The sequence below is a fragment of the Pseudarthrobacter humi genome, assembly GCF_024294965.1.
Taxonomy (GTDB): domain Bacteria; phylum Actinomycetota; class Actinomycetes; order Actinomycetales; family Micrococcaceae; genus Arthrobacter; species Arthrobacter humi.
In genome coordinates this window covers 15,786-40,108 of record NZ_JANCLV010000023.1, presented here as the reverse complement: position 1 = coordinate 40,108, position 24,323 = coordinate 15,786, and the positions used below count along the sequence as shown (strand labels likewise).

Here is a 24,323-nt window from a genome sequence, read left to right as displayed (position 1 = left end):
GGCGTTGTGGCGGCGCAGGATCTCGGGGAACACCTCCGCGGCATTCCCGACATAGCCCACGGACCAGCCGCGGCGCTCTTCCTTGGCCTTCAGGACCTTCGCGATCGCGGTGTCGAGGTCGGTTTCGACCTCGTCAAGGTAGCGTTTGCCCGCGCGGCGGCGCAGGCGGCTTTCGTCAACGTCGACGATCAGGCAGGCGCCGTCGTTCAGGGTGACGGCGAGCGGCTGGGCGCCGCCCATGCCGCCGCAGCCGCCGGTGAGGGTCAGGGTGCCGGCGAGGGTGCCGTTTTCGTCTCCGGTGAGCTTGCGGGCGATTGCGGCGAAGGTTTCGAAGGTGCCCTGCAGGATGCCCTGGGTGCCGATGTAGATCCAGGACCCGGCGGTCATCTGCCCGTACATCATCAGGCCCTCGGCCTCGAGCCGGCGGAACTCGGGCCAGTTGGCCCAGTCGCCCACGAGGTTCGAGTTCGCCAGCAGCACCCGCGGCGCCCACTCGTTGGTCCGGAACACACCGACCGGCTTGCCGGACTGGACCAGGAGCGTCTCGTCCTTCTCCATCGTTTCCAGGGTGCGGGTGATCGCGTCGAATGCGGCCCAGGACCGGACGGCGCGGCCGGTGCCGCCGTAGACCACCAGATCATCCGGGCGCTCGGCAACCTCGGGGTCCAGGTTGTTCATCAGCATCCGCAGCGGCGCTTCGGTCTGCCAGGACTTGGCGGTGAGCACGGTGCCGCGGGCAGCTTTGACCGGGCGGGCACCGGTAGTGAAATCGGCTTTCAATGTAATTCTCCTAATATCCTGCGCGGCCTAGGCCAGGTTCTTGGACTTGAGCCAGCTCTTGGCGATCTCGCCGATGTCCTCGAACTTCGCCACGCGGCCATTCATCTCGATGAGGTCTTCCGTAGTGAGCGCAGCCGAGACCTTGTCCAGGACCTCCTTGACGGTGGCCGTGGACTTCTTTTCGTTGATGACCGGGACGATGTTCTCTGACAGGAAGAGGTTCTTGTCGTCCTCGAGGGCAACCAGGTTGTTGGCGGCCAGTGCGGGATCGGTGCTGAAGAGGTCGGCAACCTGAACCTGCCCGGAAAGAAGCGCGTTCAGCGTCAGGGGACCGCCGGCGTCGAGCGCTGAGAACTCCTTGAACTCCAGGTTGTAGACCGACTTGAGGCCGGCCACACCGTTCAGGCGGGTTTTCCACTCCGGCGGGCCGCCCAGGACGAGCTCTTTGGCCACGGGCTGCAGATCGCTGATGGACTTCAGGTTGTACTTGTCGGCCGTTTCCTTCTTGACCGACAGGACGTCCTTGTCCTCGGCTTCGGACGCCGTCAGCATGGTCAGCCCGGAGGGGACCTTGGTGGCCAGTTCCTTGGCGACCTCTTCGGAGGACACTGCCTTGGTCGCGGAATCAAGGTACTGCAGGAGAGCTCCGCCGTACTCGGGCATGAGGTCGATCGAGCCGTCCTTGAGGGCCGGGATGGTGACTTCACGGCTGCCGATACTGGGCTTTTCGGTCACCTGGACGCCCTTCGACTTGAGGGCTTCGGCATAGATCTTGGCGATGAGCTGGCTTTCCGGGAAGTCCGCGGAACCCACGATGATACTGTCGCTCGAGGCGGCGGCCTGGGTGTTGGAGCCGCTGCTCATCGGATCCCCGCCGCAGGCGGTCAGGGCAAGGGCGGCAGCAGCCGCGAGGGTGATGCCGGTCAGGTACTTTTTCATGTCAATGCTCTCTGGAGAATGCTGGCGCAGGGTGTGCAGTGGCCAGGCTGGGGCGGGTCTTCGCCGGACGGCGAGGGGGGATGATGCGTAGGGCGGTGATTCAGACCGTGACGGGGATTTTCACGGTGTCGGCCGCGGCGGCCGATTTGACGGTGCGCCGGGTCAGTCCTGGTGAGACGATCCGGCGCGTGATGAAGGCGAGCACCTGGTCAAAGACCAGGGCCATCAGGGCCACCAGCACCGCGCCGGCAACCATCTGGCTGTAGTCGTTCTGGGCCTTGCCGTCGATCAGCAGGCGGCCGAGGCCGCCGAGCGAAATGTAGGCCGCGATGGTCGCCGTCGAGATGATCTGCAGCAATGCGCTGCGGACGCCGGACAGTATCAGCGGGAGCGAGCAGGGGAGCTGAACATCCGTGAGGATCTTTATGGTGCGGAAGCCCATGCCCTTGGCAGCGTCGACCGCGGCCGCATCCACTGCGCGGATGCCGGCATAGGTGTTGGTCAGGATGGGCGGCACCGCGAGCAGCACCAGGACGATGAGGCTCGGCAGGATGTAGCCCATCTTGGACGGGAAGGCCGGTGAGATCAGCAGCACGAGCAGGATCAGCAGTCCCACGCTGGGTAGGGCGCGGAGGGCATTGGCCAGTCCGGCGATCATGAAGACGCCCTTGCCGGTGACACCGATGTAGACACCGAGCGGAACTGCGATGACCGCCGCGATGGCGAGGGCGATGAGCGAGTAGACGAGGTGCTCGCCGATCAGGTTCGGGATGCCGTCGGCGCCGGTCCAGTGACTGGGGTCGAACAAGTAGTTCATGATGCCGCCACCTTGGGGGTCCACGGTGTCAGCCACCGGTTGAGGAGGATGATCAGGCCGTCGAGGATCATGGCCAGGACCACGCAGAGGATGATGCCGGCGATGATCGGGGTGAAGAACCGCAGCTGGAAGCCTTGGGTGAAGAGCGAACCGAGCTGGGGGATACCCAGCAGCGCGGCCACTGACACCAGGCTGACGTTGGAGACCGCTGCGACGCGGAGACCGGCGCAGATCACCGGCACGCCGACGGGAAGCTCAACTTTGAGGAGGCTCTGGTAGCCGCGGTAGCCCATGGCCTTGGCCGCCTGGGCGGTGTCCTCAGGAACGGAATCCAGGGCATCGGCAACCACTCGGACCAGCAGCGCCACCGTGTAGATGGTCAGCGCGGCCACGATGTTGAGGGGGTCCAGGATCTTGGTGCCCAGCACCAGCGGCAGCAGCACGAACAATGCCAGCGAGGGCACGGTGTACAGGAGGCCCGCGATGCCCACCAGGAGGGGGTAGATCCGGCGGCTGCGGTGTGCCCACCAGCCCAGGGGCAGGGCAATCAGCAGGCCGAGGATCAACGGGGTGACGGCAAGCAGGACATGCCAGCCGAGCAGGAAGACAATATTGTCGAACTGGCGGCCCAGCCATTCAATGTTCATCGCGCCGTCTCCAGGTGTGGTTCGGCTTCGATGGCCTTGACGATGTCGGACGCAGTGACCGTGCCGATGAGCTCACCGGTGTCATTGACGACGACGCCGCGCCGGCTGGGGGAGGACAGTGCCGCGTCAAGCAGCTGGCGCATGGTGCCGGCCGATGTTGCGGACGTGCCGCTGAGGTTCAGGTGCTCCCGCTTGAGCTCGCCGACGATCAGCTCGGGCTGTGCCCAGCCAAGTGGCTTCCGTCCGCCGTCGACCACCAGGACCCACGCGCCGGTGGCCTTGGCGTGTGCCTCCGCGGCGGAGTCTCCGAGCTGGACCACAGCCTCTTCGCTCACCGTCACCGTTCCGGCCGCGCTGGTGAAGCCGAGGGAACGGTAGCCCCGGTCGCGTCCCACGAAGTCGGCCACAAACTCGTCGGCCGGGGAGGTCAGCAGCTCCGACGGCGTGGCCATCTGGGCGAGCTTCCCGCCGACGCGCATCACGGCCACCTGGTCCCCCAGCTTGAGGGCTTCGTCGATGTCGTGGGTGACCATGATGATGGTCTTGCCGATTTCACGCTGCAGGCGGAGGAATTCGTCCTGGAGCTGCGCGCGGACCACGGGGTCCACGGCGCTGAAGGGTTCGTCCATAAGCATGAATGCGGGGTCCGACGCCAAGGCGCGGGCCACACCGACACGCTGCTGCTGGCCGCCCGAGAGCTGCCAGGGGTAGCGCTTGGCGAAGTTCGCCGGCAGGCCAACGCGCTCCATGAGCTCAAGGGCCTTCATGCGGGCTTTCTGCCGGCTCTCGCCCAGGAGCAACGGCATGGTGGCCACGTTGTCCACGATGGTGCGGTGCGGGAAAAGCCCGGCGTGCTGGATCACATAGCCGATCCTGCGGCGGAGCAATGCTGCGTCCATCCCGGAGGTGGGCTGGTCATCAAGGTAAATGGTTCCGGCGGTGGGCTCGATGAGGCGGTTGATCATCCGGAGCGAGGTGGTCTTGCCGCAGCCCGACGGGCCCACAAGGATGGTCAGCTTACCGGTGGGGGCTTCGAGGTCCAGCCCATCCACGGCCACTGTCCCGTCCGGGTAGGTCTTGGTAACACTTTCAAACCTGATCATTTTGTATCCATGCTTTCCAGGGGCTTTTCATGGTTTTCGGAGGGCGTGGTGAGAATGGTTTTGGCCACCCTCGCCAGGTCCTCGCCGATCTTCGTTGCCTTCAGCTCGTTCAGCCTGTAACTGGGTGCCACGATGCTCAGGGCGGCCACGGTCCGGCCGCCCATGATGACGGGGGCGGCAACCGCCGTCACGTCATCTTCAACGCCGCTGCGCATGACTGCGAAGCCGCGTTCGGACTCGCCGCCGGTGAGGACTTTGCCTGCGGCCGATCCCTCCAGCGGGATGCTTCTGCCGACCCAGCTGGCATGCCGGATCGAGTGGGTTCCTTCAACGATTGCTATGTAGATTCCGGTGTCGCCAGTGCCGGGAATGCTGAGGTAGCAGGACTCACCGGTTTTTGCGACGAGTTCCTTCATGGCCGGGGTGCAGAGGGAGACCAGGGATTCGTGGCCCAGGGCCAGTGCCCCCAACTGGATGACGCTGGCGCCGGGCCTGAAGTTCCCGCCCGGATCCCGTGAGACGAACCCGCTGGCCTCCAGCGTCCGGAGCAGACGCAGGGCCGTGCTGGCGGACAGATCAACCAGCCGGGCCGCGTCACTGAGGCTGATGGCACCGTCTGTGCAGACGGCACTCAGCAGCGCCAGGGCCCGTTCCACCGTCCGGGTTGAAGAATCTGCAGCCACTGGTTGACCCGCTTTCGAGTGGTGTGAATCACTAATGTCTTGCCACTAAGTAAAAACCAACTTTCACTCGATGACAATAGGTGGCGCCTACATTTCACTCGTTCTTCACAAAGTCCGGGTTGATCGTTGCCAGTGCAACAGTCCTGTTTCCGGCGCGTTGCAGGCTCGTTAACTGTCGCGGCAGTTGTCCCCAGGCCTTGCCATGGAGTGGAAAGTGGCTTTTACTTGGTGGCAGTCGTACCAATCGGAGGTTCATGTGGAAACCGTCAACCAACTCCTCGATTCCATCAAGGACGTGGGCCGCGATGCGGTCCGCGGAGGCTATTCCCGGGCCGTCTATTCGACGGCAGAACTCGACCTGAGGTCCTGGTTCATCGAGCAGGCAACGCAGCGTGGCCTGGACGTCGAGACCGACCGGAACGGCATCATCTGGGCGTGGTGGGGCAAGCCCCAGGATGGTGCCCTGGTGACCGGCAGCCACCTTGACTCCGTCCCCGGCGGCGGCGCCTTCGACGGTCCCCTGGGGGTCGCGTCCGCGCTGGCCGCCGTCGATCTCCTCAAGGCCCGGGGCGTCCAGCCGCGCCGCTCCCTGGCCATTACCGCCTTCCCGGAAGAGGAGGGTTCCCGCTTTGGCGTTGCCTGCCTCGGATCCCGCCTCCTGACCGGAGCCATCGACGTCGACAAAGCGCGGAACCTGCGCGACGGCGACGGCAACACGTTCGCCGACGTCGCCCGCGCCAATGGCCTGGACCCGCGCCACATCGGGCCGGATCCGCAGGCGCTGGCACGGATCGGCGACTTCGTTGAACTGCATGTGGAGCAGGGCAAGGGCCTCGGCGCGGGCGGCCCGGCCATCGCCGTCGGCAGTTCCATCCTGGGCCACGGGCGCTGGAAGCTGAGCATCAGCGGCCAGGGCAACCACGCCGGGACCACCCTGATGGCGGACCGGGCGGATCCGATGGTGGCGGCCGCCCAGATCATCGTGGCCATCCGGCAGGCCGCCGCCCGCCAACCCGATGCGCGCGCCACCGTGGGGCGCCTGATCCCGGTGCCGGGCGGCACCAACGTCATCGCCTCCCGGGTGGACATGTGGCTGGATGCGCGCCACCCGGACGATGCCGTCACGGCCCGGCTGATCGAAGCCATCCATGGGAGGGCCCAGCGGGTGTCAGCGGAGGAAGGCTGCACGGTGACCCTGACCGAGGAGTCCTACAGCGGGACGGTGCACTTTGATCCGGGCCTGACCCGCAGCATCAGCGGGATGCTGCCGGACGCTCCCCTGCTGGCCACCGGGGCAGGTCATGATGCCGGTGTGCTGGCCGGGTTTGTGCCGTCCGCCATGCTTTTCGTCCGGAACCCCAGCGGAATTTCGCATTCCCCGGAGGAGCACGTCACGGACGAAGACGCCGGCGCGGGCGCTGCCGCCCTCGCGGACGTCCTGGCAGGCCTGCTGTGAAGCGATACTGGTGCGAGCAGGCTGTAGTCCAGGGTGGGACTGGTCCCGGTGCCGGTCCCACCGGTCCCACCGTTGCCGAACGGGTGGAGATCGAGGCCGAGGACGGCCGGATCACCCGCATCACCCCGTCCGTTGACGCCTCGCCCGGCGCGCATCTCCTGCCCGGCGTTGTTTTCCCCGCCGCGGCCAACGCCCACTCGCACGCGTTCCACCGGATCCTGCGCGGCCGCACGCACCACAACCGCGGCGACTTCTGGGTCTGGCGGGAGCACATGTACCGCAGTGCAGCCGAGCTGACGCCCGAGGCCTACGAGCAGCTCGCGACGGCGGTCTTCACGGAGATGGTGGTGGCCGGCTTCAGCAGCGTGGCCGAGTTCCATTACGTTCACCACCAGCCCGGCGGCAAGCCGTACGCGGAACCGCATGCCATGGAGCTTGCCCTGGCCAGGGCTGCTGCTGCCGCCGGGATCCGGCTGACGCTCCTGGACACCCTGTACCTGGCAGGCGGCATTGGCATGCCGCTGAGCCCTGAACAGGCACGGTTCGGGGACCGGGACGTGCACGCATGGCTTGACCGGCTGGCTTCCCTTCGAACCCACATCGCAGGGACGTTCCCGCCGGGCATGGTCAGTGTGGGGGCGGCGCTGCACTCCGTCCGCGGGGTGCCGGAGGCGGACCTGGCCGTGGTGGCCGATCAGCTGCCGCACGACCTGCCGCTGCATATCCACCTGAGCGAGCAGCCCGCCGAGAACGCGGCGTGCCTGGCAGCGCACGGGCTCACGCCCACAGGACTCCTGGCCCGGCACGGCCTGCTGAGCCCGCGCCTGTCGGCAGTCCACTGCACCCACTTGACGGCTGAAGACATCGACTTGCTCGGAAATGCCGGGGCAACAGTGGTCATGTGTCCCACCACCGAGGCGGACCTGGCCGACGGCATCGGGCCGGCCCGGGCGCTGTCCGACGCCGGCGCCTCCATCGCGCTGGGGACAGACCAGCATGCAGTGATCGACCCCTGGATCGAGATGCGGGCCCTGGAGTACGGGGAACGCCTGGGCTCCGGGGAGCGCGGCCGGTTCTCGCCGGAGGAGCTGCTCCACGCCGCCACGGAGGGGGCAGTCCGCTCCATGGCCACGCCGGTGGCACCGGAGGCCCTGCGGGTTGGTGCTGTCTGCGATCTGGTGGCTGTGGCCGCCGGCTCGGCGCGGACCGCGGGATCGAAGCCGCAGCAGCTCCCGTTGAGCGCCACCACCGCCGACGTCACGTCGGTGGTCATCAACGGGGAATTGGTGGCGTCCGATGGCGTGCATCACCGCCTGGGAGCGCCGGGGAGCCTGCTGACGGCAGCCCTCAAGAACTTCTCCTGACCGTCGGCGTCAGCGTACTTCACGTCCGCGACGTACGGGACCACGGACGCGAGGACGCCGTCGCCTGGTCCAAGACCGACCCGCCTGCTGGTACGCAGGGCGTCGTCGAGCTGCTCGCGGCCCTCTATTCCTGAGCCGCGGGTTTGCGGGATCCGTTTGTTATCCCCGCAACGGTTCGGCGCCAATCGGGCCGCCGCGGGATCCATGTGTGCCCGGCAGCACCACAATTTAAGGACCAAAAGTCAGGCCCAAAGGAGGGTGTGATGCGCAGTCCGGCCGCGTCAGCCGCGGTAATTCCCACAGCTATTCTGATGGCGCTGCTGCTGGCGGGGTGCGGCCCGCAGGCGGGGCCGACGGCGACTGTCTCGCCGGGTGCCACCGTCACGTCCGCGGCCACCGGAACCACTGCTGCCGTGCCGACGGCGACGGTGTCGCCGAGCGCCATCGGCACCGCGCCGGCGTCGGCCGCTTGGACCAGCTACACCACGGCGGACGGCCTACTGACGTTCGAACACCCGGCCGTGTGGAGCGTCCGGGACCCGGCCGGCGAAGTGCCGGAGGGCGGGGGCGCCTTCGCAGAGGTGACCAACCAGGCCGGCAAGCCGCTGGCGACGCTCCGGACCAACATGGCTACCGGGTCCACGTGCCTGGAGCGGTTCCCCTACGAGGTGCTTGAGACGCAGGAGATCCCGGCCCTGACCCAGGGCGGTGTGGCGCCCCGATACGTTTTCGAGACCCGTGGCAATGATGCTGCGCCGGGTCCGGCCGACACTCCGGCTGCTGCCTATGGCATCACGTCGGTCCCTCCACCGGACGGCGACTCGGCGTGCGCCATCTTCCACTTCTTCACCTGGCCTCCCACCGCTGCCATGTTCGGTGCGTTCTATAACCCTGGGAACAACGTGACGCCGGGGGCCGAGTCCCTGCCGTATCTGGAGCAGGCCAAGAAGTACGCGGATACTGCAGAGTACCGGGACATCAAGCGGATGATCACCTCATTGAGGGCAGCGGCTTAGGCGCCTGCGGGCTGGCTCAAGGTTCACACAAGATTTGTGCGGGCAGGCCATTTTCGACCTTTGCGCCCGTACGGATTCGGTAGATTGATCTCGGTTTCGTTCCCCCCACCGAAACCCGGAAGCCCCCGCGCTCGAGTCCAACTCGCGTGGGGGCTTCCAACCAAAGGGGCTTTCAACCAGGGGCCTGCAGCTGGAGCTGCCGCGTCAGAGGTTGGTCATCCGTTCCCCGGCTTCGTTGTAACGGCCACCCTGAACCTGGATTTTGGCGGCGGCGTCTTCGATCTCAGTGAGTTCGTCCGCGGACAGGGTTAGGTTGGCGGCGCCGAGGTTCTCGTCCAACCGGTGCAGCTTCCGGGTGCCGGGGATCGGGACGATCCACGGTTTCTGCGCCAGCAGCCAGGCCAACGCAATCTGGGCCGGAGTGGCGCCCTTGCGCTCCGCGATCCCGGCCAGCAGGTCCACCACGGCACGGTTGTTCTCCCTGGCCTCGGGCGTGAAGCGGGGGATGGTGGCGCGGATGTCGTTGCCGGCCTCGAAGCTGGTCGAAGTGTCGATGGTCCCGGTGAGGAAGCCCTTGCCCAACGGGCTGAAAGGCACAAATCCGATGCCCAGTTCCTCGCAGGCGGCCAGGACGTCTTCTTCGGGGCGTCGCCACCACAGCGAGTATTCGCTCTGGACAGCAGTCACGGGCTGGACCGCGTGGGCGCGGCGAATCGTGCCGGCGGCGGCCTCGGACATGCCGAAATGCTTGACCTTGCCGGCGTCGATCAGTTCTTTGACGGCGCCCGCCACGTCCTCGATAGGGACATCGGGGTCCACCCGGTGCTGGTAATACAGGTCGATGGCGTCAACTCCGAGCCGCTGGAGCGACCCGTCCACCACGTGCTTGATGACGTCGGGACGGCTGGTGACCTTCCCGCTTGCCATACGTTGCGTGGGGTCGATGTCCCAGCCGAACTTGGTGGCAATCACCACCTCGTCCCGGTGCGGGGCGAGGGCCTCGCCGACAAGTTCCTCGTTGGCGTAGGGGCCGTAGATCTCGGCCGTGTCAAAGAAGGTGACGCCGCGGTCCACGGCCGCGCGGATCAGCGCGATCATTTCCTGCCGATCGGGCCGGTCGCTATAGCCGCCGCTCATGCTCATGCAGCCCAGCCCGATGGCGGAGACTTCGAGGCCGCTGGTGCCGAGGGTGCGCTTATCCATGTGTCATGCTCCTGTGTCGTAGAAGGGAAGGCGGCACGCACTTCCTGGAGAAGGCTGAACCGCGCTGTCCCAGAAACGCTAACCCCGACTGGAGATGCGCGGCAGGTTCTGTCAGTACACCCCTCAGGGCTGGCCAGCGCCGGGGAAAGCTGCTGTGGACCCCTGCGCTGCCAGCCGCTTCGGCTCTTGCCGGCCATACAGGGCTATACATCCCGCAGACTTGGTCAGGTAACCGAAAAGCTGCCACTGCATTTGGGTTCAGTTACATATTTTGGGGGCACCTGCGTGGATAGCATGAGGTGACCGGACAGAGCTGTCCGGCCAGATCGACGCAGAAGGAAGCCCATGGCAGCGGTTACGGTGGACGATATCCTGTCGGATCTCCCTCTGGGTTTCGCCAGCCTCATCCTCCGGCCTGCCCCGGCCGGCTCTGCAATCAAACGGTTCCTGATCGTGGACGCGGATGATGAAACGTCCGACGGCGGCGAAGCCTTTGTCCTGCTGATCGGCGTCCGCGGACGCTCGGCTTTGCCCGCCCTGCGGCGGCTCCTGAAGAACCCTCCGCCGGTGGTGGCCGTCAAGGGAAGGCGTGAAGAGCTCGCCGAAGCTGAAGAGCTGCTCCGCGATGCCGGCACGGGCCTGCTGCTGGTGGATCCGGGGGCCGACTGGGACCGGCTGCTGTCCATCGCCAAGGACCGCATCCAGCCGCGCAGCTACCAGAGCGAAGTGCTGACGCTGCTGGAAGAGGACCTGTTTGCCATCGCGCAGACCACCGCCAGGCTCACCTCCAGCCACGTCGTCATCGAAGACGCCGCCAACAAGGTGCTGGCATACTCCACTGTGTCGAACGACATCGACGAGCTGCGCAAGGCCTCCATCCTCGCCCGGCGCGGTCCGCGCAAGTACGAGCTGCTGCTGAAGGACCTGGGCGCCTACCGTGAACTGCACACGACCCGGCTGCCCGTGCGGGTACCGGCCCGGCCCCAGGACGGGCTGCGCGAACGCGTGGCCGTCACACTGTTCGCCGGGGACCGGATCATGGGCTACATCTGGCTTCAGGAAACCGGGGCGGGCTTCGGCGCCGACGTTGAACACGTGCTCACCGGATCTGCTGCACGGGCCTCCGCCGAGCTGATCCGGTTCCGCAACCAGCAGTCCGTCCACATGCGCGAAGACCGCATTGCGCGGATTCTGTCAGGACCGGCGGAAGCCGCGGCCAGTGCACACAGTGAGAAGATCCCCGCTGAGCGCCCGGCAGCATTGATCTTGATAGGAATGTCCGCTGCCGATGCTCAGGCAGACGACGCAGCACTGAAGCACGGCGAACTCGCCAATCTGGCGTCCATCCACGCGGCCGCCTACAAGGCGTCCGCCGTCGTGGGCCAGTTCAAGGGCGATACGGCCGTGATTGTCCCTGGCCTGCAGTCAACCGCCGCCGAGCCCGGGCTGCGGAGCCTGGCCGAATCCATCGTCCGGGATGCGGGCAAGCACCTCGGCATCAGCCCGTTCGCAGCCGTCGGTCCGGTGGTCCCGGACCTGCTGTCCATCCACTCCATCACGCGCATCACCGAGGCCCTGCTGAGTTGCGCCAGCACCTCACCGGATACGGCTGTTGCCACCGTGGACGACTTCGAGGCAGAGGTCCTCTTCCGCGAGGCAGTTCAGAACTTCACGTCCTCCACCTTCCGGCACCGCGGACTTTCCGCGCTGCTGAGGCAGGACGCCGAACTCGCGGAAACGCTGCACGCGTACTTCGAAGCCTCACTCGACGTCGCGGAGTGCGCCAGCAGGATGGGGCTGCACAAGAACACCGTCTACTACCGGATCAGCAAGGCATCCCGGGCGACCGGCCTGAACTTCGGCGTCCCCCGGGACTCGCTGGTGGCACTGCTCCATATCCAGGAATGGGCCGGCACACCTAAAGAACAGCTGGGCAGGAAATGACCACAGCACTCAAGGCACCGCCATTGGGCCCGATGCTGGACGACATCGTCCGCGGCCACAGGCCACACCGGGTATCCGGGTCCGTCCCGGCCAACATCCCCCTTCTGGCAGCCGTCCCCTTCAACAGGTTCGGGATCGCCGTTGCCACCGCTTCCGGCGAGGTGTTCAGTTCCGGCGATGCGGACGTTCCGTTCTCCATCCAGAGCATCTCCAAGGTGTTCACCCTGGCCATGGCGCTCCGGGGCGACAGCTCAGGAACACTGTGGTCCCGCGTGCTGCGCGAGCCGTCCGGCACCTCGTTCAACTCCCTCGTCCAGCTGGAACTGGAGCACGGCATCCCGCGGAACCCCTTCATCAATTCCGGCGCCCTGGTGGTCACGGACCACCTGATGGAAGAAACGTCCGACGCCGCCACCCAGGTGTTGCGGTTCCTCACCGCCCAGGCGGCCAGCACCGGGCCCTTCATCGATGAGGCCGCCGCAGCAGGCGAGCTCGCCGGCAGCAGCCGCAACCTGGCGCTGGCGCACTTTCTGAAGGATTTCGGCAACCTGAACCGGACCGCGGAATCCGTGGTGGAAAACTATGTCCGCCAGTGCTCCATCATGATGACCTGCGTGGAACTCGCCAAAGCCGGACTCTTCCTCGCCCGGGACGGCCGGGGAGCGCGCGGAACCGTGGTGTCCCCCAGCGATGCGAAACGCATCGGCTCCATCATGCTGACGTGCGGCATGTACGACGCCGCGGGCGAATTCGCCTACCGCGTGGGCCTCCCCGGAAAAAGCGGTGTGGGCGGCGGGATCCTGGTCATCGTGCCAGGCGAATGTGCCATTTGCGTCTGGAGTCCGCGGCTGGACGCCAAAGGAAACTCCCTGGCCGGCACTGCAGCCCTCGCCGACCTTTCCGACCGCACCGGCTGGTCCGTCTTCTAGTCCCCGGCTGCACATCCCCACACCTTCTTCCCCACCCAAGCAGGATCTTCTCCGTATCGAAAGGATCAACCATCCCCAACCGCCCCCTAGCCTCGCAAGCTCGGCCAGGGAACCCTGCGGTCGTGGGCCCCTTTCCCGCAACGTATTAAGGACACCCCTATGTCGAATTCACCCATCACTGACCACACCGTCCCGCCCCAGGCGCACGCCTCTGAGAGTGCGTTGCACGCGGAGGACAAGGGTTACCACAAGAACCTCAAACCGCGGCAGATCCAGATGATCGCCATCGGCGGCGCGATCGGCACCGGCCTGTTCCTCGGCGCCGGCGGCCGCCTGAACGCCGCCGGCCCGTCGCTGGTCATCGCGTACGCCGTCTGCGGCTTCTTCGCGTTCCTGATCCTGCGGGCGCTGGGCGAACTGGTCCTGCACCGGCCGTCGTCGGGCTCGTTCGTCTCCTACGCCCGCGAATTCTTCGGCGAGAAGGCCGCCTTCGTTTCCGGCTGGTTCTACTGGATCAACTGGGCAACCACCACCATCGTGGACATCACCGCCGCCGCGCTCTACATGAACTTCTTCGGCAACTACATCCCCTGGATGGCCGAGGTCCCGCAGTGGGCCTGGGCCCTGATCGCGCTCGTGGTGGTCCTCGCCCTGAACCTCGTTTCCGTTAAGGTCTTCGGTGAGCTCGAGTTCTGGTTCGCCCTGATCAAGGTCGCCGCCCTCGTCGTCTTCCTCGTCGTCGGCACCTACTTCGTCATCTTCGGCACCCCCGTCGACGGCCAGCCCGTGGGCCTGAGCCTGCTCTCGGACAACGGCGGAATCTTCCCCAACGGCCTGCTCCCCATGATCATCCTGATGCAGGGCGTCCTGTTCGCTTACGCCTCCATCGAACTCGTCGGCACCGCCGCCGGCGAAACCCAGAACCCGGAAAAGATCATGCCCAAGGCCATCAACTCAGTGGTCTTCCGAATCGCGGTCTTCTACGTCGGCTCCGTCATCCTGCTCGCCCTCCTGCTGCCCTACACGTCCTACGAAAAGGGCGTCAGCCCGTTCGTGACGTTCTTCGGTTCCATCGGCATCCAGGGCGTGGACGTCATCATGAACCTGGTGGTCCTCACCGCCGCGCTCTCCTCGCTCAACGCCGGCCTATATTCCACCGGACGCATACTCCGCTCCATGTCCGTGAACGGTTCGGCCCCGAAGTTCGCGGGCCGGATGAACAAGGCGGGCGTCCCCTACGGCGGCATCGCCATCACCGCCGGAGTATCCCTCCTCGGCGTTCCGCTGAACTACCTCGTCCCCGCACAGGCCTTCGAGATCGTGCTGAACGTGGCGTCCGTGGGCATCGTCATGACCTGGGCAACCATTGTGCTCTGCCAGATCCAGCTCCAACGCTGGGCGAACAAAGGCTGGCTCAAACGCCCGTCCTTCCGGATGTTCGGCGCCCCCTACACCGGCTACCTCTCCCTGCTCTTCCTGGCCAGCGTCCTGGTCATGGTGTTCATCGACTCCCCGCTCACCATGCTCGTCACCGCCATCGCCTCCGTGCTGATGGTGTTCGGCTGGTACGCCTGCCGCCAACGGATCCGCGAGATCGCCGAAACCCGCGAAGGCTTCACCGGCACAGCCCCCGTCATCGCCAACCTGCCGGCGGAGACCTTCAGATAAGCCCGCACCGTCCTCTCAGCGCATCCAAACCAGTCCGAACAGCCAAAGAAAGCCCATGACAACGGAAACCGAAGCAACCCTGACCGCATCCCGCACCCTGCCCGCCGCCGTCGTAATCCCGGATCAAGGTTCCGGGCAGGCCAGGCATCCGGACCCATCCCATGCAGGCAGCCGGCCCGCTCTGAAGTCCGCCGGGCACGTGATTGTGGATTCGCTGGTGGCCCACGGTGTGGAGCGGAGCTACGTAGTTCCCGGCGAAAGCTTCCTGGACGTCCTGGACGGCCTGCACAGCTCGGAGATTGAAACGATCGTTTGCCGGCACGAGGGCGGTGCCTCCTACATGGCCGAGGCCGACGGCAAGATGCACCAGCGCCCGGGCATCGCGATGGTGACGCGCGGGCCCGGCGCAGCCAACGCGCATGTGGGGCTGCACACCGCGTGGCAGGACTCCACCCCCATGCTGCTGTTCGTCGGCCTGATCCCCTTCGCGCACCGGGACCGCGAGGCGTTCCAGGAGTTCGACATCAAGGCCTGGTTCGACACCGGCGCGAAGCGCGTTATGGTCCTGGACCACGCGGAGCGGGCCTCCGAGATCGTGGCTGAGGCGATGTTTGCGGCCATGAGCGGGCGGCCGGGTCCGGTGGTGGTGGGCCTGCCGGAGGACATCCTCCGGCAGCAGATCGACCCGGAGCTGCACCCCGCCATCCCGGTCGCGGCCGGCGGCATGAGCAGCACAGACGCCGCCGCCCTGGAGGCTGCGCTGGCAGAATCCAGCAAACCGCTCTTTGTCACCGGCGGCAACGACTGGACGCCGGAAGCAGCGGACCAGCTGACGGGATGGCTGGAACGGCACCACATCCCGGCCGCAGCTGAATGGCGGACGCAGGGAACGGTTTCGTTCGATTCCCCGTCTTATGTGGGCCCCATTGGCTACGGCCGCCCCCGTCCCACGTACGACCTGCTCGAGGAAACGGATCTGCTGGTGTTTGTGGGGACCGTCCCGGGCGACGTGATCACGGACGGATTCGTGTGCCGGCAGGACTGGAACAAGAAGAACTTCCTGGTCGCAGCCGACCCCTCACTCCGTGGCCGGTCGGGGCCCGTTTCACGGCAGATTCTGGCCAAGCCCGAGGCCTTTGTCCGCGACCTGGTGGGCATCGACCTGCCGGTGAAGGAAGAATGGAAAGCGTGGACGGACCGGATGCGGGGCGAGCAGGAGCGGTTCGCCGCACTACCCGCGGCGGCACCGGCAACAGGGCAGGCACGGATGGACACTTTGATGGCTAACCTGGTGCCGAAGCTGCCGGAGGACTCACAGGTGACGTTCGGCGCCGGCGAGCACACCAACTGGGCCCACCGCTACTTCCCCACACGCCGCTACGCCTCCATGATCAGCGCCCGTAACGGCTCCATGGGCTATTCGGTGCCGTCGGCCATTGCGGCATCACTTGCCGAACCCGGGCGCCGCGTGGTCACCATCGCCGGGGACGGCGAGTTCCTCATGAACGGCCAGGAGCTTGCCACTGCGGCCCAGTACGGGGCCACGCCGTTGGTGATCGTCATGGACAACCAGGAGTACGGCACCATCCGCACCCACCAGGAGCGTCGCTACCCCTCACGCGTGTCCGGGACCCAGCTGAAGAACCCGGACTTCGGCCTGATGGCACGCGCCTTTGGCGGTTTCGGGATCACTGTCACCGAGGACTGCGACGTTCCCGCCGCACTGGACGCCGCCCTTGCGGCCATCGATGAAGACGGCGTCTTTGCCCTCATCCATCTCATCGTGGAACAGCGGGTTAAGGCCTACTGAGCCAACCCGAGAGAGCAGCGGTCGACGGCGGGGCATTCCGCCGTCGTCCGCTGTTTTTCGCGGCGGACGCTATTTTGTCATTTCCTCTTGACCCGCGTGCCGGATCTCTATGAGCCACAACGTATCGCCCTCAACGCGGTCCAGCTCATCCGATGCGAAGTACGCGTGGCCAGTCAACAAACCGGATCTGTCGACCTTCACGTAGCCGATCCGCAGCAGCCTTTCTGCGGTGTGGTGGGGCAAATTGGAGGTCGCAGCAAATCCGTCGATCACGGTGTTGACGAGGCCTCCTGTCTCGGGGTCGGTTTGGCCGTCCGACGTCACTGCCTCCGGATCACCCATTTTCAGGGCCTCGACCTTGCCGATCTTCTTCCCATCCGACGAAACGACGTGCATTCCTTCACGCACCTGCTCGATGACCGCCATGATCTTCTCCCTCATACACGCAACCGCTGAGTGCAAACCAGTGTAGGACTGGCGTGAAGCCAGTAATAGAGGCGGGCTAATAGCCCCAATCACAGGGGAGCACCCAGAGAGCCGCGGGAAGGCCGGGAGGACACATTTCGAGGAGCATTGCGGCAGGCATCGGCTACCGGGGCCGCCGTGTACTTTATGCCTTCGGCAGGCGAAGGGGCTGGCGTGGACGAGGGGCTCTGCTTTTCATGACTGGTGCGTTTTCTCTTGGTGGGATTCAACGGGGTTGGTGCATGAGGCGCGGACGGTGGTGCTTCCGGGGTCAGGAACTTCTTCAGGTCGGTGAGGAGGAGCTTCTTGGGCCGCCATGCACAACCGCGAACGCCACGCCCGAGCCATCCCGCTGACCGTGATCGACGTCGACGACACGCACTGGGCGCGCGGCGCGGCGATCGGTGCCATGCAGCAACCGGCCCCCGCGGATGGGAACACCAACCAGGCAGCAGAGCCTGACAGTGCGTCCTCAGTTGCGCGGTTTCGTCAGGGCAGTGACCCGGCCCGTGCCGTCGTAGCCTCCCGCGGGGGCCTTGAGCCCGTAGATTCCGCCGATGGTGGGCGCGACGTCGACGGTCCGGGCAGCCTCGGAGGACACCGATTCTTTCACTACCAGCGGACTGCCGCCTGATATGAAGAACGGGATGGGCTCTGTGGCGGGGTGACCGTGGTTGCCAGGGATCGGGTTGGACGCGACGTAAGGGTCGGAGAAGCGCCAGCCCGCCCGGCAGTAGGCCACCAGGTCTCCGGCCTCGTCGCCCAGCCGCAGGTCCGCAGGCCTGTTGACCGAGAGCACGCCCTCATGCGCCCGGACCAGCTGTTCGACGGCGGCCAGTCCGGCCGCGCGGTCGGGCTCGGGGCCGGTCCAGTAGAGCAGGTCCGCGCCGCCGTTCTGGGCAATCGTGATGTTCGACTGCAGCTCCGGACGGGACTGGAGGACGAGGTTGATCGAGATGAGGTTGCTGGGGATGGACCAGTCCATGGAATGGTCGGCGAGGACCATCACCACGCTGGACTCCCATTTGCCGGTGTTCTTGAGGTGGTCGATGAAACGCCCCACCTGCAGGTCTGTTTCCGCCAGGGCAGCCTCGCGCGCCGCCCGCAGCGTGGTTCCGGAAACGTCTGAGTGGCCCACGCGGTCGATGTCGCCCAGATTGGTGAACACAAAGTCCGGATCCGGCCCGTTCACCATGGCCAGCAGGGCGTCCATGGTGGCGGCGTCGGGCGCGTGGCCGGTTAAGGGAAGCAGTGGCTGGGGTTCCCACCGGTAGCTGGCGCGGGTACCGAAGATGCCGTAAAGGTACTTCTTGCTCAGCACGGAGCCGGTGGTGAGGCCGAGCTCCTGCAGTCGCTCCAGGAGGGTCGGGAAGTGCAGGTCCGTGGACCGGTCGAGGTCGCGGACGACGCCGTCGGTCCGGTCGAATATGGAGTTGGCCGGCACGCCCGAGCGGTCCGGGCGGACACCCGACATCATCATGACGTGGTTGGGGATGGTTTCCATCACCGGCAGGGAGCGTGCCGCCGGGAAATTGGTGCCGGCATCGCGGAGGGCAGCCAGCCTCGGCGTCAGGGCGGGCGTGATTTCGTCCGGCCGGCAGCCGTCCACCACCAGCACGTAGCTTCGGGTCCGTCCAGCGGCGGGGGCGGCCCAGGCGGTGCCGGGTGCCGCTGAAAGGACGACGGCGGCCCCGCCGGCGGCGGCGATTTGCAGGAACTGCCGGCGTCCCGGCGTCGTAAGTCTGCTGCCGGCGGGCGTGCCCTGCTGCGTTGAACGGCTCACTGGAGTCCTCCCTGCGTCGGGGTGACTTTGCCGGAGTTGGCCTGGACGTTGAATGATGTGGACAGTGTGGCTCCTGAGCTGGCGGACGTGCGTTCGGCGAGGACGAACCAGTCCATCCGAACGCCGGCGGCGGTCACGTCCAGGACGGAGTAGCCGTGCGAGTCGAAGTCCAGGTACTTCACGTGCGGGTTGGCCGCCTTGATGGCGTTCTCGACGCCGACGGATGCGGTCCGGGGCGGAACGTTCAGGATGTCGTCGAGGTTGTCGCTCGTGACGGACGTGCAGACGAGTTCCGCGGCCACGGAATCACCGGTGGCCGGGTAGCTGGCCGGATCCGCGGGGATGTCGCAGGCCCAGCCGGAGTGGATGTCGCCGGTGAGGAACACGGTGTCTTTGACGGCGTTATCCCGCAGGTGGCGGACCACGCGGTTGCGGTCCGCCTCGTAGCCGTCCCATTGGTCCACGTTATAAGGCACGCCGCTGATGCTCCTGCCGCCCATCAGCTTTTGCACACCGGCCAGCTCTGCCGTGTTCAGGGTCGAGGGAACGCGGACGGGCGCAATCATGACGGGATTGCCCACAAGCTTCCATTGCGGGCCCGTGGACTTGAGGTTGCCCAGCAGCCAGTCCATCTGTGCGGCGCCGGTGATAGTGCGGGCGGGGCTGCTGACGGAGGGATCCGCACCGTTGGCGGCCTGCTGGTCACGGTAGGAGCGCAGGTCCAGCATGGACAGGCTGGCGAGGGAGCCGAAGTCCAGGCGTCGGTACAGTTGGCCGCCCGGCTCATAGCGCACGGGCATCCATTCGGCGTAAGCCTTCTGCGCGGCGGCGACGCGCTCCATCCACGCGCCTTCGGCGCCCTCGGTGTGGTTTTCGGCGCCGCCCTTCCACGCGTCGTTAGCGGATTCATGGTCGTCCCAGGTCACGATGAACGGGGCGGCGGCGTGCAGGGCTTGCAGGTCAGGGTCGGTTTTGTACTGGGCGTGACGGCGCCGGTAGTGCGCCAGCTGTGTCATTTCGTGGGCGGGTTCGTGGGGGCGGACGACGACGTCGCGTGCCTGGTATTCGCCGGGCCCGTATTCGTAGAGGTAGTCGCCGAGGTGAAGGACGGCGTCGAGGTCGCCGCGCGCGGCCAGATGGCGGTAGGACGAAAAGTAGCCCGCCTGCCAGTTGGCGCACGACACGACGCCGAACTTCAGCCGGTCCACGGCCGCACCCGCCGCGGGGGCGGTGCGCGTACGGCCCGCCGGCGATACGGCCTGTCCCAGCTTGAAGCGATACCAGTAGTTGGTGGCAGGGGCCAGCCGGCCCGCGATGACCTTGACCGTATGGTCCCGGGCCGCGCCGGTGGCGGCAGTACCCCTGGCCACGATCTTCTTGAAGCCGGCGTCTGCAGCGATTTCCCAGCCGACGGACACATCCGGGCCCAGCCCGGTGCCTGGCAGCGCTGCGGGCGCTGGCGTCACGCGGGTCCACAGCAGCACGCTGTCTGCCATCGGGTCTCCCGAGGCGACCCCATGGCAGAAGGCGCCGCCCGGGGAGGCGGAAAAACCACTTGCTGCGGTGCCGGAAACCATGGCCCCAGCCACGGCAGCGACCCCTGCCGAGCGCAGTACTTGACGACGAGTAAAGTTAGTCATGCCTTCCAGTATCCGCACGCTCAAAGGGTCAAGGGGCGGCTTTTTGGCCTAGTTAGCCAGACGTTCACCCAGTGTTTTCCGTGGCGCAGTCCATATCCTGGCTTATCCAGCACTAGGGAAGCGAGAGGTTCTCCACTGGCCCAGGGTCATCACATCGCCAAAACCGAGAGGTGACGTCCGGTCTTTGATCAGGCGCACATTCCCGGTTTTTCCCGGCGTTTTCACAAGGGCAGGGGCCGGTTCTCGACGACGCTTTTCATCACGAGGGTGGAGCTGAGCCGCTGGACGCCGGGGAGCGTGGAGATGCGGTCGTCGTAGAGCTTCTGGAAGGCCCGCAGGTCCCGGGCGACCACCTGCAGGAGGTAGTCCGGATCGCCGAACAGCCGCTGGGCCTGCAGGACATTGGGGATGGTGGCGACGGCCTCTTCGAAGGATGCGACGGTGGCACGGTCGGCGTCGCAAAGTTGGAAGCGCCTTTGGGGCTGACTTTCCTAGGCTTGGAGGGGACCTTCGGACACTCCGCGGGTCAGCATTCAAGGAGATGGAATGGCATTTGGTGCTGTCGCAGCGTTCTGGGCGGTGTCCTTCCTGTTTGTGCTGACCCCGGGGGCGGACTGGGCCTATGCGATTTCGGCCGGGCAGCGGCACCGGACGGTACTGCCCGCCGTCGGGGGTCTGCTGTCCGGGCATGTGGCCGCCACTGCCGTGGTCGCCGCCGGCGTTGGGGGCTGTGGTCGCCGGTTCGGCGTACCTGGTTTGGATGGGGATCGGCATGCTCCGGAGCCCTGCCATCCCGCAGGAGGGTGGCGAACAGGCTTCCGGCTCCTGGTTCCGGCAGACGCTCAAGGGCGCGGGGATCAGTGGGCTGAACCCGAAGCTTTTCCTGCTGTTCCTGGCGCTGCTGCCGCAGTTCACCGACCCCGGCGCCGAGTGGCCTGTCGCCGGGCAGATTGTGACGCTGGGCCTCGTTCACGTGGCGAGCTGCGCCGTCGTCTATACCGGGGTGGGCGCCGGGGCCCGGGTGGTGCTGCGCACCCGGCCCGCCGCTGCCCGGACGGTGACCCGCGTCTCCGGCGCCGCCATGGTGGCGATCGGACTGTTCCTCCTCGCGGAGCAGCTGATGCACTGACCAAGGAAGGCCCGACGGCGGCACCTCACCAAAGAGCCCCAAGAACCATCAATGAACCCAGGAGTACGCCTTGCATCCCGAACAGCTTCACCGGACCTATCTGGACCTCACCACCCCGCACGTCGCGGACGCCTGCATGCGGCTCGGCATCCCGGTCCGCTGGGCCCCGCCGGGAACCGTCCCGCTGTGGAGCGGCACGCACGTGGCGGGCCGGATCCGACCTGCCCGGCACTACGGCAGCGTCGACGTCTTCCTCGAGGCCATCGAACGCGCCGATCCCGGCGATGTCCTGGTGGTCGACAATGGCGGACGGCATGACGAGGCCTGCGTCGGAGACCTCGTGACGCTCGAGGTAAGCCGGGCAGGGCTGGCCGGCATCCTCATCTGGGGGCTCCACCGCGACACCGCCGAGCTGCGGAGCATCCGCCTGCCGGTCTTCAGCCAGGGGGCACTGCCCGTGGGCCCGCAGCGGCTCGACCCACGCGACCCTGAGGCGCTCGAATCCGCAAGGTGCGGCCAGCACAGCGTGTCAGCCGCCGACTTCGTCCTGGGGGACGACGACGGTGCCCTGTTCATCCCGCTCAGCCGCGCCGGCGACGTCGCTGACGTGGCCGCCACGATCCGGGACACGGAACGCTCCCAGACCGCGAAAATGCATATGGGAACCACGTTCCGGACCCAGGCCCGCCTGGGGGAGTACCTCGCAGCCCGGGACACGGACCCCGGCATCACCTTCCGCCAGCACCTGCGCGCGTTCGGAGGGGAGATTGAAGAGTAGCCGGTGCTTCGACGAGCCCTCCAAGACATCCTCGATGATGTGGGCTCGCTGTTGATCCGTCCGACATTTATCCAAATATTCGATTAACTATTCGGCGAATATGGCGGTGTCGGAAATCGGCCCGAACGGCACCATTCGACACTGACCTGCGTGGATAGAGCCTAGGCCTTCGCCGGCAATTGCTGGGCCGCCCGGAGGGCTGGTTTTCAGCCAACGCACGCCTTAGGTCCGCCGCAGTTTCGGGCGTAGAGTCCGTTAGTAAGCTCTCTTACAAATTTGTGGGGCAGTGTCTTAGGGCGTTTGCCCTACTGGGAAGGGACTGCCATGAAACACAATTCAGCGCATCTTGGGTCGCACAAGCACATTTCGAGCGTATTTCGCCGTCGAGCAGCAGTAGGCGGCGCAACCGGCGTTGTTATCCTGGCCGCGGCCATACTGTTGCAGCAGGTGCCGGCCTTCGCGGCCACCACGGTCAATTTAGGCACCGCCACCTCCTACTCCGTGCTTGCCGGCACCACAGTGACCAACACCGGTCTCACTACACTCCAAAGAGACCTGGGCGTCAGCCCAGGGACTGCGATCACCGGGTTTCCGCCTGGCAATTCGGCCGGGGTCACCCACGCAGCCGATGCGGTGGCCCTCCAAGCGCAGTCGGACGTGACCATTGCCTACAACAACGCCGCAGGCCAACCGTTGACTACCAGCGTTTCGGGAGACCTTGTGGGCAGGACCCTAACGGAAGGTGTCTACGGGTCCACTTCCTCGTTGGCCCTCAGCGGACCGCTCACGCTTGACGGCCAAGGCAATCCCAACTCCGTATTTGTCTTCCAAGCAGCTTCGACGCTAATCACCGCTTCGGCCAGCAGCATCATCCTGACCAACAGCGCCCAAGCCTGCAACGTGTTCTGGCAGGTTGGCAGCTCAGCTACTTTGGGCACCGCCTCAAGTTTCAAAGGGACCATTCTTGCCCTCACATCGATAACTGTCGAGACTGGCGCAACAGTAGAGGGTCGGGCACTGGCCCGTAACGGGCAGGTCTCACTGGATACGAACGTGTTTATCAGTCCCTCCTGCGCCACAACGCCCAGCACATCGGCCCCCGCCACTGGGACGCCAACGACGACAACCCAAAGCCCTTCACCGACGGCAATTGACACCACCACACCGCGGGCTAACGAGACCGAATCCACCCCCTCTGAATCGGCAGTGCCACTGGCCGGCACGGGCGGGTTGGGCAGGAACAAAGGCACCAACGTTGACACGGCGGTAAGCCCTTCAAACGGAGGCCCGGCGGTTTTCGGCGCAATCGCTGCCGCTCTTGCAGTAACCACAGCAATCGTATTTGCCGTCAGGCCGGTAGCCGGTAGGCGTCGGAGCAGTCAGGAGTAGAGGTTTGCGGAGGGGTTCTGTTCTAAGCGGCCGGCACCTCCGCACGCCGGGCCCGGTACACCTGGTGGGGCGTCCGTCGTCGGCCGGGCGCGCTCGTGCTGGAAAGCGGAAGGCGAGGACCGTGGGCAGGGCGGCGGTGGTCCGCTCGCTTGTTGGTGGGGTATCGCTGGCCGCAGTGCTTTTGGCGTGGGGGTCTTCATCGACAGTTACAACGAGTCCGCAAACTTCCGACTCACCGCAGTCCTTCGTCGCCGCAAGCCCGCCTAACAATGCACTGGAGGAGGCCGATGCTTCCTCTACTGGCTCACCGCCATTGCACATCACGTATGGGGCGGTGGAGATGGATCAAGCCGTCCTGCCGTTGTCTCCGACTGAGCAGGAGACGAGCCTCGGTTCCATCGTTCCTCCACACACCGCGGACGCCTACTGGCTTACCCCGTACGGGGCCCCTGGCGCCTGGTCCACTAACACCACCTACATAGTTGGGCACAGCTGGGAGGGGCGGGCGTCCCCATTCAACAACATCAGTTCCCTGTCACAACCTGGTGATGTATTGACCGTCACCACGGCAGAAGGACCGGTCCACTACAAAATCGATCGGGTCACCACGGAGTACAAGGACACCCTGAAGGACAGCGCGATCTGGGACAAGGCGCCGGGCCGTCTCGTCCTGATCACGTGTTTTATGGAAGACCTAGGGGGGAAAAACATCATCATTCAAGCCAGCCCGCTGCCTGCCGCATAGCAACAGGGCGGATCGTTCAACCGCTCTCGGTTGCT

At 66.0% G+C, this 24,323-nt stretch carries 21 protein-coding genes and 1 pseudogene; 11 read left to right on the top strand and 11 right to left on the bottom strand.

Features of this window, described 5'->3' with window-relative positions:
* The 6 genes from NFC73_RS19995 to NFC73_RS19970 all read right to left on the bottom strand — a co-directional run.
* The coding region (locus NFC73_RS19995) for a urocanate hydratase family protein (protein WP_504967626.1) at window positions 1–780 on the bottom strand (780 nt) is incomplete at its 3' end.
* A gap of 27 nt (window positions 781–807) precedes the next feature.
* Window positions 808–1,719: an ABC transporter substrate-binding protein gene (locus NFC73_RS19990; RefSeq protein ID WP_254753100.1), complete on the bottom strand. Its 912-nt coding sequence runs from the start codon at window positions 1,717–1,719 to the stop codon at window positions 808–810.
* 100 nt (window positions 1,720–1,819) lie between these two features.
* The gene (locus NFC73_RS19985) at window positions 1,820–2,536 is read right to left on the bottom strand and encodes an ABC transporter permease (RefSeq protein ID WP_254753098.1); all 717 of its coding nucleotides are present in this window, start codon (window positions 2,534–2,536) and stop codon (window positions 1,820–1,822) included.
* Window positions 2,533–3,183: an ABC transporter permease gene (locus tag NFC73_RS19980; protein WP_254753096.1), complete on the bottom strand. Its 651-nt coding sequence runs from the start codon at window positions 3,181–3,183 to the stop codon at window positions 2,533–2,535. The genes NFC73_RS19985 and NFC73_RS19980 overlap by 4 nt, the downstream gene beginning before the upstream one ends.
* Entirely contained in the window at window positions 3,180–4,286 is a 1,107-nt protein-coding gene (locus tag NFC73_RS19975; protein WP_248763817.1) for an ABC transporter ATP-binding protein, read from the bottom strand. The genes NFC73_RS19980 and NFC73_RS19975 overlap by 4 nt, the downstream gene beginning before the upstream one ends.
* On the bottom strand, window positions 4,283–4,969 hold the full coding sequence (locus NFC73_RS19970) for an IclR family transcriptional regulator (RefSeq protein ID WP_246848633.1): 687 nt from the start codon (window positions 4,967–4,969) through the stop codon (window positions 4,283–4,285). Before NFC73_RS19970 ends, NFC73_RS19975 begins: the two co-directional genes overlap by 4 nt.
* 256 nt (window positions 4,970–5,225) lie before the next feature.
* Between NFC73_RS19970 and NFC73_RS19965 the strand changes: the two genes are divergently transcribed.
* The 3 genes from NFC73_RS19965 (at window position 5,226) to NFC73_RS19955 (ending at window position 8,805) form a co-directional block, all read left to right on the top strand.
* Window positions 5,226–6,425 carry an allantoate amidohydrolase gene (locus NFC73_RS19965; protein ID WP_254753106.1) on the top strand — a complete coding sequence of 400 codons (1,200 nt, stop codon included), beginning with the start codon at window positions 5,226–5,228 and terminating at the stop codon, window positions 6,423–6,425.
* Window positions 6,422–7,789, top strand: a complete 1,368-nt coding sequence (locus tag NFC73_RS19960) for a formimidoylglutamate deiminase (protein WP_254753094.1) — start codon at window positions 6,422–6,424, stop codon at window positions 7,787–7,789. The genes NFC73_RS19965 and NFC73_RS19960 overlap by 4 nt, the downstream gene beginning before the upstream one ends.
* 263 nt (window positions 7,790–8,052) lie before the next feature.
* The gene (locus tag NFC73_RS19955) at window positions 8,053–8,805 is read left to right on the top strand and encodes a hypothetical protein (RefSeq protein WP_254753092.1); all 753 of its coding nucleotides are present in this window, start codon (window positions 8,053–8,055) and stop codon (window positions 8,803–8,805) included.
* Window positions 8,806–9,009: 204 nt separating this feature from the next.
* On the opposite strand, the gene NFC73_RS19950 is transcribed toward NFC73_RS19955, so the two are convergent.
* Window positions 9,010–10,008, bottom strand: a complete 999-nt coding sequence (locus NFC73_RS19950; RefSeq protein ID WP_254753090.1) for an aldo/keto reductase — start codon at window positions 10,006–10,008, stop codon at window positions 9,010–9,012.
* Window positions 10,009–10,353: 345 nt separating this feature from the next.
* On the opposite strand from NFC73_RS19950, the gene NFC73_RS19945 reads away from it, so the two are divergent.
* The 4 genes from NFC73_RS19945 to NFC73_RS19930 all read left to right on the top strand — a co-directional run bounded on the left by NFC73_RS19945 (window position 10,354) and on the right by NFC73_RS19930 (window position 16,359).
* On the top strand, window positions 10,354–11,952 hold the full coding sequence (locus NFC73_RS19945) for a PucR family transcriptional regulator (RefSeq protein ID WP_254753089.1): 1,599 nt from the start codon (window positions 10,354–10,356) through the stop codon (window positions 11,950–11,952).
* Window positions 11,949–12,881 carry a glutaminase gene (locus NFC73_RS19940; protein WP_254753087.1) on the top strand — a complete coding sequence of 311 codons (933 nt, stop codon included), beginning with the start codon at window positions 11,949–11,951 and terminating at the stop codon, window positions 12,879–12,881. The genes NFC73_RS19945 and NFC73_RS19940 overlap by 4 nt, the downstream gene beginning before the upstream one ends.
* Before the next feature lie 159 nt (window positions 12,882–13,040).
* Window positions 13,041–14,549, top strand: coding sequence for an amino acid permease (locus NFC73_RS19935; RefSeq protein WP_254753085.1), 1,509 nt, complete (start codon window positions 13,041–13,043; stop codon window positions 14,547–14,549).
* Between the two features lie 55 nt (window positions 14,550–14,604).
* A complete protein-coding gene (locus NFC73_RS19930) occupies window positions 14,605–16,359 on the top strand; it encodes a thiamine pyrophosphate-dependent enzyme (protein ID WP_254753083.1) in 1,755 nt (584 codons plus the stop codon).
* A 69-nt stretch (window positions 16,360–16,428) separates the two neighbouring features.
* On the opposite strand, the gene NFC73_RS19925 is transcribed toward NFC73_RS19930, so the two are convergent.
* The 4 genes and pseudogenes from NFC73_RS19925 to NFC73_RS19910 form a co-directional block, all read right to left on the bottom strand.
* Window positions 16,429–16,785, bottom strand: coding sequence for a hypothetical protein (locus NFC73_RS19925; protein ID WP_254753081.1), 357 nt, complete (start codon window positions 16,783–16,785; stop codon window positions 16,429–16,431).
* Between the two features lie 511 nt (window positions 16,786–17,296).
* Window positions 17,297–18,607, bottom strand: coding sequence for an alkaline phosphatase family protein (locus NFC73_RS19920; RefSeq protein ID WP_254753079.1), 1,311 nt, complete (start codon window positions 18,605–18,607; stop codon window positions 17,297–17,299).
* Window positions 18,604–20,247, bottom strand: coding sequence for an alkaline phosphatase D family protein (locus NFC73_RS19915; protein WP_254753077.1), 1,644 nt, complete (start codon window positions 20,245–20,247; stop codon window positions 18,604–18,606). Before NFC73_RS19915 ends, NFC73_RS19920 begins: the two co-directional genes overlap by 4 nt.
* A gap of 221 nt (window positions 20,248–20,468) precedes the next feature.
* Window positions 20,469–20,687, bottom strand: a pseudogene (locus tag NFC73_RS19910) (Lrp/AsnC ligand binding domain-containing protein); the annotation flags it as partial.
* Window positions 20,688–21,019: 332 nt separating this feature from the next.
* Between NFC73_RS19910 and NFC73_RS20915 the strand changes: the two are divergent.
* The 4 genes from NFC73_RS20915 (at window position 21,020) to NFC73_RS19890 (ending at window position 24,288) form a co-directional block, all read left to right on the top strand.
* Window positions 21,020–21,376 carry a LysE family translocator gene (locus tag NFC73_RS20915; RefSeq protein ID WP_308292702.1) on the top strand — a complete coding sequence of 119 codons (357 nt, stop codon included), beginning with the start codon at window positions 21,020–21,022 and terminating at the stop codon, window positions 21,374–21,376.
* A gap of 70 nt (window positions 21,377–21,446) precedes the next feature.
* Window positions 21,447–22,154 (top strand): RraA family protein, encoded by a 708-nt coding sequence (locus tag NFC73_RS19900; RefSeq protein WP_254753075.1) that lies wholly within the window; start codon window positions 21,447–21,449, stop codon window positions 22,152–22,154.
* A 324-nt stretch (window positions 22,155–22,478) separates the two neighbouring features.
* Window positions 22,479–23,543, top strand: a complete 1,065-nt coding sequence (locus tag NFC73_RS19895; RefSeq protein ID WP_254753073.1) for an ice-binding family protein — start codon at window positions 22,479–22,481, stop codon at window positions 23,541–23,543.
* 340 nt (window positions 23,544–23,883) lie between these two features.
* Window positions 23,884–24,288 carry a class F sortase gene (locus tag NFC73_RS19890; RefSeq protein ID WP_254753071.1) on the top strand — a complete coding sequence of 135 codons (405 nt, stop codon included), beginning with the start codon at window positions 23,884–23,886 and terminating at the stop codon, window positions 24,286–24,288.
* Window positions 24,289–24,323 lie beyond the last annotated feature (35 nt).

Excerpts from the sequence above, each read along its gene's own strand:
- NFC73_RS19990 (WP_254753100.1), bottom strand. The coding sequence starts at position 1,719 with ATGAAAAAGTACCTGACCGGCATCACCCTCGCGGCTGCTGCCGCCCTT.
- NFC73_RS19985 (WP_254753098.1), bottom strand. The coding sequence starts at position 2,536 with ATGAACTACTTGTTCGACCCCAGTCACTGGACCGGCGCCGACGGCATC.
- NFC73_RS19980 (WP_254753096.1), bottom strand. The coding sequence starts at position 3,183 with ATGAACATTGAATGGCTGGGCCGCCAGTTCGACAATATTGTCTTCCTG.
- NFC73_RS19975 (WP_248763817.1), bottom strand. The coding sequence starts at position 4,286 with ATGATCAGGTTTGAAAGTGTTACCAAGACCTACCCGGACGGGACAGTG.
- NFC73_RS19955 (WP_254753092.1), top strand. The coding sequence starts at position 8,053 with ATGCGCAGTCCGGCCGCGTCAGCCGCGGTAATTCCCACAGCTATTCTG.
- NFC73_RS19950 (WP_254753090.1), bottom strand. The coding sequence starts at position 10,008 with ATGGATAAGCGCACCCTCGGCACCAGCGGCCTCGAAGTCTCCGCCATC.
- NFC73_RS19945 (WP_254753089.1), top strand. The coding sequence starts at position 10,354 with ATGGCAGCGGTTACGGTGGACGATATCCTGTCGGATCTCCCTCTGGGT.
- NFC73_RS19940 (WP_254753087.1), top strand. The coding sequence starts at position 11,949 with ATGACCACAGCACTCAAGGCACCGCCATTGGGCCCGATGCTGGACGAC.
- NFC73_RS19935 (WP_254753085.1), top strand. The coding sequence starts at position 13,041 with ATGTCGAATTCACCCATCACTGACCACACCGTCCCGCCCCAGGCGCAC.
- NFC73_RS19930 (WP_254753083.1), top strand. The coding sequence starts at position 14,605 with ATGACAACGGAAACCGAAGCAACCCTGACCGCATCCCGCACCCTGCCC.
- NFC73_RS19925 (WP_254753081.1), bottom strand. The coding sequence starts at position 16,785 with ATGGCGGTCATCGAGCAGGTGCGTGAAGGAATGCACGTCGTTTCGTCG.
- NFC73_RS19915 (WP_254753077.1), bottom strand. The coding sequence starts at position 20,247 with ATGACTAACTTTACTCGTCGTCAAGTACTGCGCTCGGCAGGGGTCGCT.
- NFC73_RS20915 (WP_308292702.1), top strand. The coding sequence starts at position 21,020 with ATGCTCCGGAGCCCTGCCATCCCGCAGGAGGGTGGCGAACAGGCTTCC.
- NFC73_RS19895 (WP_254753073.1), top strand. The coding sequence starts at position 22,479 with ATGAAACACAATTCAGCGCATCTTGGGTCGCACAAGCACATTTCGAGC.
- NFC73_RS19890 (WP_254753071.1), top strand. The coding sequence starts at position 23,884 with ATGGATCAAGCCGTCCTGCCGTTGTCTCCGACTGAGCAGGAGACGAGC.